A 12,151-nucleotide genomic window follows, 5' to 3' on the forward strand; every position below is an offset into this window, starting at 1 on the left:
CGCAGGCGGCACCCCGCCAGCGCGGGCAAGCGACACGCACGTACCCCAGCCGCCCGCCGACCAGCACCCGCACCCGCACCCGCACCCGCACCCGCACCCGCAATCGACCTCAGCGCCCCCGACCCCTACGCCGCCCCCGCCCCGCATCGTCGTCGTACTCATCCCGCGGCCCGAGCAACTCGTCGGCCAGCGACGGCAGATCGTCCAGCGGCGTCTCCTCGGCCCAGTCCGACCGAGCCCTCCGCCGAGGCGCACCCTCCGCGTCGACCTGAGGCATCTCCCGCGTACGGTCCTCGCCGCGATCCGCCGCCGCACCGCCGCCCTGCTCGTCCCGGAAGTAGCCCGGCGGCACCCGATCGGCAGGCCCCTCCCCCCGCACGGGAGGCAGCACCGACGTCTCGTCCTCGGCCCCGGAGGGAACCGGCGGCAACACCGCGGTCTCGTCAGCCGCCCCCGGCACCACGGGCGGCAGCACCGAAGTCTCGTCCTCCGCCCCGGAAGGCACCGGCGGCAACACCGCCGTCTCGTCCGCCGCGCCCGCAGGAGCCGGCGGCTGCGGCAGCTTCGCCGTCACCTCCGACTCGGACTCACCACCGGCCCGCGTACCACCCGCACCACGAGCGTCGTCCGCGCCCCGCGCGTCATCCGCACCGCGCGCCTCACCATCCCGCACCGGCCGCAGCACAGCCGTCTCCTCGACGGGCCCGCCCGACGCGTTCGTCGGCGTCACCACCGGCGTGGGCACGGTCGACGCCTCCGGAGGAACCGCCGGAGCCGTCGGCTGCTGCGCACCCGCCTCCGCCGCGGCCGCCGCCTGCTCGGCGAGCCGTCGGGCCTCCTCCGCCCGCAGCAACGCCTCCTCGGCCTTGCGCTGCTTCTCCAGCCGCCGGGCCTCGGCCTCGGCGTGCAGCCGGGCCTCCTCCTCGGCCTGCTTGCGCCGCCGCTCCTCCTCGGCCTTGCGGCGGGCCTCCTCCTCGGCGCGTGCCTTCTCCTCGGCTAGCAGCCGCTGCCGCTCCTCCTCTGCCCGCCGGTGCGCCTCCTCGGCCCGCTGCCGGGCCTCCTCCGCCTGCCGCTCGGCCTCGCGCCGCTGCGCCTCCTCCAACTCGCGCCGCTTGCGCTCCTCCTCCTCGGCGCGCAGCTTGGCGAGCTGCTCCTGGCGCTCGCGCTCCAGCCGCTCCTCCTCGGCCTTGCGCGCGGCCTCCTCCTCCGCCTTGCGGCGGGCCTCCTCCTCGGCCTTCTTCCGCGCCTCCTCCTGGGCCTTGATCTCGGCCTCGGAGAGCGGCAGCAACTGGTCGAGACGGTGGCGTACGACGGTGGTGACGGCCTCGGGCTCCTGGCCCGCGTCCACCACCAGGTACCGCCCGGGGTCCGCCGCGGCCAGCGTCAGGAAACCGGAGCGCACGCGCGCGTGGAACTCGGCGGGCTCGGACTCCAGCCGGTCCGGCGCCTCGGTGAAGCGCTCGCGGGCGATCGCCGGGGAGACGTCCAGGAGGACGGTCAGGTGAGGAACCAGGCCGTTCGTGGCCCACCTGTTGATGCGGGCGATCTCCGTCGGGGACAGGTCGCGGCCCGCTCCCTGGTACGCCACGGAGGAGTCGATGTAGCGGTCGGAGATGACCACCGCGCCGCGCTCCAGCGCGGGCCGGACCACGGTGTCCACGTGCTCCGCGCGGTCCGCCGCGTACAGCAGCGCCTCCGCCCGGTGGGACAGCCCGGCGCTCGACACGTCCAGCAGGATCGATCGCAGCCGCTTGCCGACCGGCGTCGCACCAGGCTCCCGGGTTACGACGACCTCGTGGCCCTTGGCCCTTATCCACTCGGCGAGCGCCTCGGCCTGGGTGGACTTGCCGGCGCCGTCACCGCCCTCCAGGGCGATGAAGAAACCGTTCGCGGCGGGTGCCGTCACCGGGTCGTCGCCGCCGAGCAGCGCGTCCCGCAGGTCGTGCCGCAGCGGCACTCCGGAGCGGTCGTCGACCTTGGCCAGCACCAGGGCGGCCACGGGCAGCAGCAGCGCGCCGACCAGCATGAGGGTGAAGGCGGCGCCGCCGTGCGCGAAGACGAACCTGCCGTTCTCCAGGCGGTGCGGGCCGATCCCCGCGGCCACCACCGGCGCGATCACCGCGCCGAGTGCCACGGAGACCCGTACCACCGCGTGGAGGTGTTCCGTGGTGCGCGTGCGCCGGTACTCCTCGGCCTCCTGGTCGAGCAGGGTGTGCCCGGTGTTGGCGGCCACGCCCGCGCCGACACCGGCCAGCGCGACGATCAGCAGCACGGTGGTGACGTCCGGGACGAGGCCGGCGGCCAGCAACGCGAGTCCGGTGAAGGCGATCGCCAGCGCGAGCAGGCGGCGCCGCGACAGCGACACCAGCACCTTGGGCGCCGTACGGATGCCGACGACGACCGCGCCGGTCAGCGCGAGCACCAGCAGCCCGTACAGGACCGGGCCGCCGCCCAGGTCCGTGGCGTGCAGCACGGCCACGGCGACCGCGGCCGAGACCGCTCCCGCGACGGCCGCGCAGGCGAGGACGAGCAGCGGGATCGCGCCGGTACGGCCCTTGTCCACGCCCGTGCCCGTCTTGGGGCGGCGCAGCCCTTCGAGCGGCGAACGCGCGCGTGGCGTGCGCGTGGCGGGCAGTTCCAGGAAGGTGACGACGGAGAGCGAGGCGGCGAACAGGCCGGCCGCCACGTACGACGCGAGGGCCGCCTGGTGCTGCTCGAACCAGTCGATCCCGGCGCCCAGAAGGTTGTTGAGCAGCCCGGCGACGACGAGCGCGGCGGCCGCGAGGGGGATCGCCACGAAGGACGTACGCAGCGACAGGCGGCGCAACGCGTCCATGTGGTCAGGCAACGGCCGTACCGTCGCGCCCTCCAGGGGCGGGGCCGGCAGCAGCGCGGGCGCGGCGCTCTCGCGGGCCACCGTCCAGAAGCGCTCGGCGACTCCGGTGACGAAGGCGGTGACCAGGAGGACCGCCAGCGCGTCGTCCGGCGTCCAGTCGATCCACAGGGGCGCGACGATGAGCGCGAGCACCCTGATGCCGTCGGCGCCGGCCATGGTCCAGCGGCGGTCGAGGGGGCCGTCCTGCGAAGTGAGCGAAGTCAGCGGGCCCAGTAGTACGGCTCCGAAGAGCAGCGTCGCCAGGATGCGCACTCCGAAAACCGTCGCCACTGCGAACGCCACGCCGCGGTAGTCGCCGCCGAAGGAGCCCTCGCTGATCGCCGCCTGGAGTGCGAGGAGCACCAGGACGAAGAGGGTGAGGGCATCGCCGACCGAACCCACGAGGTGGGCGCTCCACAGCCGCCTCAGCTGCGGCTGCCGCAACAGGGCGCGGACGGCGCGCTCGCGGGAGTCCGCGACAAGGGCGTCGTCGGGGGCCGGGTGGTGGGCCGTTGGCTGCTCGGCTCGCGTCATGCTTTCAGCCTATCGGGACGGACTGACAGCCCGCGGCACGCGCCCGAACGTGCGCACGCCCCGACACCAAAGCGATATCGGGGCGTTCGTTTCGCGAAGTCTCCGTGGCGTTTCGCGAAGTCTCCGTGGAGGAAGCGCCTCAGTCGTCCGACGCCGCCGCCTTCGAAGCCGTCGCCTTCTTCGCGGCGGTGGTCTTCTTGGCGGTCGTCTTCTTCGCGGCCGTCGTCGTCTTCTTCGCCGCGGTCTTCTTGGCGGCCGTCTTCTTGGCTGGGGCGGCCTTCTTGGCGGGCGCCTTCTTCGCCGTCTTCTTGGCGGGCCCCTTCGCCCGCTTCTCGGCGAGGAGTTCGAAGCCGCGCTCCGGGGTGATCGTCTCGACGCTGTCGCCGGAGCGCAGGGTCGCGTTGGTCTCCCCGTCCGTCACGTACGGCCCGAAGCGGCCGTCCTTGACCACCACCGGCTTCTCGCTGACCGGGTCGGTGCCCAGCTCCTTCAGCGGCGGCTTGGCTGCCGCACGACCGCGCTGCTTGGGCTGCGAGTAGATCTGCAGCGCCTCTTCGAGCGTGATCGTGAAGAGCTGGTCCTCGGAGGTGAGCGAACGCGAGTCCGTGCCCTTCTTCAGGTACGGCCCGTAGCGCCCGTTCTGCGCGGTGATCTCCTGGCCCTCGGCGTCGGTGCCGACGACGCGCGGCAGGGACATCAGCTTGAGGGCGTCCTCGAGCGTCACGGTGTCCAGCGACATCGACTTGAACAGCGAGGCCGTACGCGGCTTCACGGCGTTCTTGCCCGTCTTCGGGGTGCCCTCGGGGAGCACCTCGGTGACATACGGGCCGTAGCGGCCGTCGCGCGCGATGATCTGGTGGCCGGTCTCCGGGTCGGCGCCCAGCTCGAAGTCGCCGCTCGGCTTGGCGAGCAGCTCCTCCGCGAGCTCGACGGACAGCTCGTCCGGCGCCAGGTCCTCGGGCACGTCGGCCCGCTGGTGGTTCTCGGAGTCCTTCTCGCCGCGCTCGATGTACGGGCCGTAGCGGCCGACCCTGAGCACGATGCCGTTGCCCACCGGGAACGACGACACCTCGCGCGCGTCGATCGCGCCCAGGTCGGTCACCAGCTCCTTGAGGCCGCCGAGGTGGTCCCCGTCGCCGTTGCCGGCGTCGGCCGCGCCGCCCTCGCCGCCGCCCTCACCGAAGTAGAAGCGCCGCAGCCACGGCACGGACTGCGCCTGGCCGGCCGCGATGCGGTCGAGGTCGTCCTCCATGCGGGCGGTGAAGTCGTAGTCGACGAGCCGCCCGAAGTGCTTCTCCAGGAGGTTGACCACGGCGAAGGACAGGAAGGACGGGACGAGTGCCGTGCCCTTCTTGAAGACATAGCCGCGGTCGAGGATCGTGCCGATGATCGAGGCGTACGTCGACGGGCGGCCGATCTCGCGCTCTTCGAGCTCCTTGACCAGGCTGGCCTCGGTGTAGCGGGCCGGGGGCTTGGTGGCGTGCCCGTCGACCGTGAGCTCCTCGGCGGTGAGCCGGTCGCCCTCGGCGACCTGCGGCAGCCGGCGCTCGCGGTCGTCCAGCTCGGCGTTCGGGTCGTCGGCGCCCTCGACGTAGGCCTTCAGGAAGCCGTGGAAGGTGATCGTCTTGCCGGACGCGCTGAACTCGACGTCCCGGCCGTCGGCGGCCGTGCCGCCGATCTTGACGGTCACGCTGTTGCCGGTCGCGTCCTTCATCTGGGAGGCGACGGTCCGCTTCCAGATCAGCTCGTAGAGCTTGAACTGGTCGCCGGTCAGGCCGGTCTCGGCAGGCGTGCGGAAACGATCACCCGACGGGCGGATCGCCTCGTGCGCCTCCTGCGCGTTCTTGACCTTTCCGGCGTACGTCCGCGGGCTCGACGGCAGGTAGTCGGCGCCGTAGAGCTGCGTGACCTGCGCGCGGGCGGCGGCGATCGCGGTGTCGCTCAGGGTCGTGGAGTCCGTACGCATGTAGGTGATGAAGCCGTTCTCGTACAGCTTCTGGGCCACCTGCATGGTCGCCTTCGCGCCGAAGCCGAGCTTGCGGCTCGCCTCCTGCTGGAGGGTCGTCGTACGGAACGGGGCGTACGGCGAGCGGCGGTACGGCTTGGACTCGACCGAGCGGACGGCGAACTGCGTCTGCTCCAGGGCGGCGGCCAGGGCGCGGGCGTTCGCCTCGTCGAGGTGGAGGACCTGCTCGCTCTTGAGTTGTCCCAGGGAGTCGAAGTCGCGGCCCTGCGCGACCCGCCTGCCGTCGACGGTCTGCAGGCGGGCGACCAGCGACGACGGGTCCGACGGATCCCCGGCGCGGCCGGTCGCGAAGGTCCCCGTCAGGTCCCAGTACTCAGCAGAACGAAACGCGATCCGCTCGCGTTCCCGCTCCACGACAAGTCGGGTGGCGACCGACTGGACGCGGCCGGCAGACAGCCGGGGCATGACCTTCTTCCACAGGACCGGCGAGACCTCGTAGCCGTAGAGGCGGTCGAGGATGCGGCGGGTCTCCTGGGCGTCGACGAGCTTCTGGTTGAGCTCGCGCGGGTTGGCCACGGCGGCCTGGATCGCGGCCTTGGTGATCTCGTGGAAGACCATCCGCTTGACCGGGACCTTGGGCTTGAGCACCTCCTGGAGGTGCCACGCGATGGCCTCGCCCTCGCGGTCCTCATCGGTGGCGAGGAAGAGCTCGTCGGAGTCCTTCAGCAGGTCCTTGAGCTTCTTGACCTGGGCCCGCTTGTCGGCGTTGACCACATAGATCGGCTCGAAGTCGTGCTCGACGTCCACGCCGAGGCGGCGGACCTCGCCGGTGTACTTCTCCGGCACCTCCGCGGCGCCGTTGGGGAGGTCGCGGATGTGCCCGACGCTCGCCTCGACGACGTAACCAGGGCCGAGGTAGCCCTTGATCGTCTTCGCCTTGGCAGGCGACTCGACGATGACGAGTCGGCGGCCGCCGTGTGCGGTCTCGCTGGTCGGGGACAACTTCGCTCTTCTCTCCGGTCGACACTGGGTCTGCCCGGGCTGTGCCCCGGGGTCATGTCATGGTGACGCTGCGGAGTGTGACGGTACATCCCGCCCCCGTGTCAAACGGGAAAAGCCCGCAACGGCCACTCGAACGGTAACCCGAGTCGCGCCATTCCTGCCGCCCGGAGTGCTCAGCGGCCATTTCGAGCCCATCCGGAGGAGCGCCTCCCAATTAACGGAGTCGCAGCCCGCGGGCGGCTTTCAGACGCGGGTGAAGCACCAGGCGCCGAGAGCCAGCGCGATCACCGAAGCGAGGCTCGCGAGGGTCGCCGATGCGACGGGGTTCACACCGTGGGCGACGGGTTCGCCACGCCGTACCCGGGTCGCGGTCCACACCAGCAGTGAGCCGCCGAACAGGGCGAACACCACTCCCGCGAAGATCGCCGGTCCGCTCTCCATGGCTCCGCGTGCCCCTTTTCTGCCCGTCCGCGAGTGCCCCGCCCCGGGAGACTGACACGCACGGGAGACGGCCGGGCGAACCGGAGGTGAACGCGGAGCCGACGCGGCTGTGGACCGCCCCGGCTCCGGCCGCGGGCAGCCTCCGGCTCAGACCGAACCCGGCGCAGGTATCTTTCCGGTCGTCTGCTTGCCGTCGGACCGGCTCACCGTGCAGACCGCCTTGTCGAAGCCCAGGTCCCAGTCGTGCTGATCGGCCACCCAGCCGTATACGACACGCTCGGCATCCGGCGCCCAGGTCGACTCGAATTTGTTGCTGCACAGCTTGTTCGCGTTGTCGATGCCCTTCTTGTAGCTCATTTTGTCGGGGGCCTGAACCGCGCCTATGACCTGGTAGTTGTGGAGTTTGGCGCAGTCGGTGAGCGGGGCTTTGTACCGGTCGCCGACCTCCTTGTAGACCCAGCAGTCACCGACGCTCATCTGGCCGACCCACAGGTCCGAGCCCTCGTCCCGGAAACGGCCCACCTCGCCGCCTATCGCGGCATGCCGCCCCAGTACGAGACACGCCGTACCGCCCTTGGCCGCGGCGAACCCCTCCTTGGTCGGCAGGACGGCGTATCCGCCCGCGTCCGGCAGCGCGTCGGCGATCGCCCGGCTCTGGTTGTCGCAGCGTTTCGCGCCCTGGGCGCGGGCGTCGGCGTAGTCGGTGGCCGTGTCGATGCCGACGACCTGGCCGTCGGGCCACTTGTCGGGGCTGCAGCTCACGACGCCGAGGTTCGGCGCCGACTTGAACGGCGTCCCCGTCCAGACCGCCTTCACACAGTCGCCGGTCTGCAACGGCTGGCTGAGACCGACCGCGCTTCCGTACGGCAGCACGGGCCCGGTCGGCGTCGACGACTTCTGCGACGCGCTCGCCGACGGCGACTTCTTGGTGGTCGCGCTGTTCTTACGTCCACCGCCGTCGTCGCTGGTCAGCGAGTAGACCCCCCACGCTCCCCCGGCCAGCACGAGTACGGCGGCGACGACCAGCGCAACGATCGCCAGCTGTTTCTTCCCGGACGGCGGACCGGGCGGACCGGGCGATGGCTTCGGAGGCGGGAAGGACGGGCCACCGGTGCCGGGGGCGGTGGGGGCGGCGGCCCAGTTGGGGCTTTGGGCGCCGGTGCCGTACGGGGACGGCGAACCGGAGCCCGGCGAGCCTGTGCCGTACGCAGACGGTGGCCCCGAGCCGGGAGCGCTGGTGCCGTACGGAGCCGGCGACCCTGAGCCCGGAGCGCTGGTGCCGTACGGCGATGGTGTGGCCGCGCCGCCCGCATACGGCGGAGGTTGCGCACCGCCGGGCCCCCCGCCCGGAGTCGCCGGACCCTGGGCGTAGGGATTGGCCGGAGCAAAGGGGTCCCGTGGCGCAGGCTGCCGCCAGACGTCGTACGCCGGCGAACCGGGCGCCCCGGCTGATGAACCGGGCGCCCCGGCCGGTGTGTCGGAGGCGCCGCCCGGCGTGTGGGGCGTGTTCGGCGTCGGCGGTGCTCCTGCTCCTGGCGTCTGCGGAGTGCCGGGTCCGCCGACCCCACCGTTCCAGCCACCGGGAGGCGCACTCGCGACGTACCCCGGGGGTGGGCTCTCGCCGTATCCCGGTGCCGGGCCGTCGCCGTGCCCCGGTGGCGGGCCGCCCACATACCCCGGAGGCGGGCTGCCGACGTACCCGGGTGGCACGCCTTCGGCTCCGGGTCCCGCAGGCGTCCCCGGTCGGCCCGGCGCCCCGCCCCCACCAGCTCCGCCCTGCCCTTCCGGCGTCCGCGCTCCGAACGCGTCGCCCGGTGGCCCGAATCCGCCGGGCGAGGCGCCATAGCCCGCTGCCGCCGCACCGGCTGCACCCGCCCCCGCGGCACTCGCCCCCGCACCCCAACCCTGCTGCGCTCCGAACCCCCCACCCGGCGTGCCGAACCCCGTCCCTCCGGCCGCCGCTCCCTGCACCACTCGCTCCAGCCCCCGCGTCACCGCCTCCGGCGAAGACCTCCGCACCGGGTCCTTCACCAGCAACCCCTGGAGTGCCGGCGCCAGTGCGCCCGCCCTCAGCGGTGGGGTCGGTTCCTCGCCGAGCAGCGCCGTGAGGGTCGCGTAGTCGCCGTGGCGGTCGAAGGGGCCGCGGCCCTCGACCGCGGCGTACAGCGTGGCGCCCAGGGAGAAGAGGTCGGCGGCCGGGGTCGGCGGCTCGCCACGCGCGCGTTCCGGCGCCAGATAGCCCGGCGTGCCGAGGATGCCGGCCGTGGCGGTGAGGCGCGGCTCGCGGGACTCGGGCTGGAGGGCGATGCCGTAGTCGGTGAGCAGCACGCGCGCGTACGGGTCGCCCGAAGCGTCGGACGCCAGAAGGATGTTGGCCGGTTTCACATCCCTGTGGAGGATGCCGATCCGGTGCCCGGCGGTCAGCGCGTCGAGCACGGCGAGCCCGATGCGGGCCACCTGGGCGGGCGGCAGCGGCCCTGAACGCCGTACCACCGCCTGGAGGTCGACCGCGTCCGGCACGTACTCCATGACGATCCAGGGCAGCTCCTCGTGCACCACCACGTCGTGCACCGTCGCCACGTGCGGATGCCCGCGCAGGCGGGCCGCGTGGCGCGCCTCGCTGCGGGCCCTTGCGATGCGCTGCGCGGGCTCGGCAGCGTCCGTCGGCATCTCCGGGAGCGCGATCTCCTTCAGCGCCACCTCGCAGGCCAACTCCTCGTCGTGCGCGAGCCATACGCGGCCCATGCCGCCCGCGCCGAGCGTCCGCAACAGCCGGTACCGGCCGTTGATGACCCTGCCTTCGCCCTGCTCCGGCGTCTCCCCCGCCATCGTGCCTCCCCCGAGACAGCGCGCCTCCCCCGAGGACGCGTGGAACCTGTCTCTCGAAGGTAGCTTCGCACGTGCCACTGACAGGAGGCCTTTTCGGCATCAATCCCACCAGACCGGACACATGGGCATCAGGGGTGCGGGCGCGCCCCAGCCGTGACGCGGGCCCGGTGGCGGGGGCGCGTCGGCGCCTGCCTGACACCGGCTCGGAAAATCGCCCCGCGCCAATCCCGGTACGTCACCTCACGCCGGCTCCAGAAACCCCTGCTCCACCAGCAGCCTGATCTGCGCCGGAGTGCGGTCGCGCAGCAACACCGGGTCCTCGCCCACCAGTTGGGCGATGGCGTCCAGAATGCGCCCCGCGCTCAGCGAGCCGTCGCAGACGCCCGCGAAGCCCGCGCCGACCGTGTCCACCTTGGTGGCCCGGCGCATCCCGCGGTTCTGGCGCAGCACGACGTGCTCGGGGTCCTCGGCGCCGGGCAGCCCGACCTGCTCCTGGACGATCTCGGAGGCCAGCTTGAAGTGCGCCGCCAGCAGGGCCGCGTCGTCGTGCGCCCGCAGGTAGTCCAGGCGGTCGAATTGCGCCCGTACCGTCTCGCCGAGCGGCTGCTCGACCGGGTGCGGCCACTCCTCCACCGTGACCGAGGGCACGGCGGCGCCCGTCCGGCGCAGGGTGATCCAGCCGAAGCCGACCGCCCTCACCTTGCGCGCCTCGAACTCGTCCAGCCAGGCGTCGTACAGCGCCTGGTACTGCGCCGGATCCGCCCGGTGGTCACCGGCGTCCCGCAGCCACAGCTCGGCGTACTGCGTGACGTCCTGCACCTCGCGCTGCACGATCCACGCGTCGCACCCGCGCGGCACCCACGACCTGAGCCGGTCCTGCCAGTCCTCCCCTTCCACGTGCTGCCAGTTGGCGAGGAACTGCGCGAACCCGCCCTCGTTCAGCCGTTCCCCTGCCCCCTGAACGATCGAGCGGCACAGATCGTCCCCGCCCATCCCGCCGTCCCGGTAGGTCAGCCGCGCGCCCGGCGAGATCACGAAGGGCGGGTTCGAGACGATCAGGTCGTACGTCTCGTCGGCGCGGACGGGTTCGAAGAGCGAACCCTCGCGCAGATCGGCCGCGGGCGCGCCGGAGAGCGCCAGGGTGAGCGCCGTGATGTGCAGCGCGCGCGGGTTGAGGTCGGTCGCCGTCACGCGCGTGGCGTGGCGGGAGGCGTGCAGCGCCTGGATGCCGGAGCCGGTGCCGAGGTCGAGGGCGGCGGAGACGGGCGTACGGACGGTGATGCCCGCGAGGGTCGTGGAGGCGCCGCCGACGCCCAGGACGACGCCCTCCGCACGGCTGCCGATGCCGCCGGCCCCGCCCACGGCGCAGCCCAGGTCGGAGACGATGAACCAGTCCTCGCCGTCGGGCCCGCCGTACGGCCGTACGTCCACGGTCGCGGCCACCTCGTCGGCGCCGACCCGGACCAGCCACCCGCTCTCCAGACAGGCGTCGACCGGCAGAACGGCCGCCACGCGCGCGTGGAGCACGGGTTGCTGCAGCAGGAACAGCCGTACGAGCACCTCTAGCGGTGTGTCCCCGCGGGTCGCCCGGAGCGCGGGCACGGTCTCGCTGCGGGCCAGCGCCGCGTACGCGGGGGCGCCGAGCAGTTCGAGCAGCCCGTCGACGGTGAAGGACGCCCCGAGCAGGGCGTCCCGCAGCCGGGCGGCGACATCGGGTCGGCCGGGGGCAGGGACGGCGGGCAGGGCAGGCAGAGTGGAGTCGCTCACGCCCCCATTGTGTCGCCAACCGCTGTACGCACGGCCCGCAGCGCCGATCGCCGCCGCGGAACCTCAGCTGCCGGTCGCCGACGCGGACGCGGACGCCGACTTGCAGCTCGGCTGCTTCGCCATCGCCGTGCCGACGTCGCCCTCCTCCAGGGTCTTCAGCGCGTCGTTCCCGCTCTGGCTCAGCTTGTCCAGGGAGGTGGCGATGTCCTTGAGGCCGTCGGCGAACTTCGCCTGGTCCTTGGTGTTCAACTTGTCGACCTGCGTCTTCAGCGAGGCGTACGCGGCGGAGATGTCGTTGAGCTCCTTGACCGCGTTCTTCTGCTTCGTCGCTCCGTCGTCGACGTTCGGCGCCCCGGCGTTCTGGACGGCGGCCCCGATCGCCTTGTAGGCGTCGGACATGTCCTGGAAGGCTTGCGCGTCGGTCTTCTGGACCGCTTCCGGCGTGCTGTTGTCCGAGGTCTGCTTCTGGATCGCGGCGTTGGCGGCCTCGATCTTCTTGGCCTGCGGCTGCACGGAGTCGCAGACCTGCTTGGCCCAGGCGTCCAGCTTGTCGTTGCCGTCGTCGCTGCTGCATCCCGACAGCGCCAGTACCAGTACCGCACCGCCGGACAGTGCGGCCGCGAGCTTCTTGTTCACCGGATTGGTCCCTTCCATGGCTCTCGGCCCCGGAACATACACGGCGCACACACGCCAACCGCATGCCGAGCATCCACTACGGACCCTTTTGAAGCCATTTG

The 12,151-nt window shown here is 72.5% G+C and carries 6 protein-coding genes; all 6 read right to left on the reverse strand.

The annotated features are described in order from the left end of the window. Nucleotides 1–109: 109 nt before the first annotated feature. Nucleotides 110–3,409, reverse strand: coding sequence for a dTMP kinase (gene tmk / locus ABZ848_RS06260; protein WP_360826132.1), 3,300 nt, complete (start codon nucleotides 3,407–3,409; stop codon nucleotides 110–112). A gap of 139 nt (nucleotides 3,410–3,548) precedes the next feature. After that, entirely contained in the window at nucleotides 3,549–6,377 is a 2,829-nt protein-coding gene (topA, locus tag ABZ848_RS06265; protein WP_360826135.1) for a type I DNA topoisomerase, read from the reverse strand. A gap of 243 nt (nucleotides 6,378–6,620) precedes the next feature. Next, the gene (locus tag ABZ848_RS06270; protein ID WP_360826138.1) at nucleotides 6,621–6,818 is read right to left on the reverse strand and encodes a hypothetical protein; all 198 of its coding nucleotides are present in this window, start codon (nucleotides 6,816–6,818) and stop codon (nucleotides 6,621–6,623) included. Between the two features lie 147 nt (nucleotides 6,819–6,965). After that, nucleotides 6,966–9,647 carry a protein kinase gene (locus ABZ848_RS06275; protein ID WP_360826141.1) on the reverse strand — a complete coding sequence of 894 codons (2,682 nt, stop codon included), beginning with the start codon at nucleotides 9,645–9,647 and terminating at the stop codon, nucleotides 6,966–6,968. 240 nt (nucleotides 9,648–9,887) lie between these two features. After that, nucleotides 9,888–11,414, reverse strand: coding sequence for a class I SAM-dependent methyltransferase (locus ABZ848_RS06280; protein WP_360826144.1), 1,527 nt, complete (start codon nucleotides 11,412–11,414; stop codon nucleotides 9,888–9,890). 63 nt (nucleotides 11,415–11,477) lie between these two features. Then, a complete protein-coding gene (locus ABZ848_RS06285) occupies nucleotides 11,478–12,068 on the reverse strand; it encodes a small secreted protein (protein WP_360826147.1) in 591 nt (196 codons plus the stop codon). Nucleotides 12,069–12,151 lie beyond the last annotated feature (83 nt).

Source organism: Streptomyces sp. NPDC047081 (genome assembly GCF_040643775.1).
Taxonomy (GTDB): Bacteria; Actinomycetota; Actinomycetes; order Streptomycetales; family Streptomycetaceae; genus Streptomyces.

Bases quoted from the DNA above. Each gene is read 5' to 3' on its own strand.
- ABZ848_RS06270 (WP_360826138.1), bottom strand. From the start codon at position 6,818: ATGGAGAGCGGACCGGCGATCTTCGCGGGAGTGGTGTTCGCCCTGTTC.
- ABZ848_RS06275 (WP_360826141.1), bottom strand. From the start codon at position 9,647: ATGGCGGGGGAGACGCCGGAGCAGGGCGAAGGCAGGGTCATCAACGGC.
- tmk (WP_360826132.1), bottom strand. From the start codon at position 3,409: ATGACGCGAGCCGAGCAGCCAACGGCCCACCACCCGGCCCCCGACGAC.
- ABZ848_RS06285 (WP_360826147.1), bottom strand. From the start codon at position 12,068: ATGGAAGGGACCAATCCGGTGAACAAGAAGCTCGCGGCCGCACTGTCC.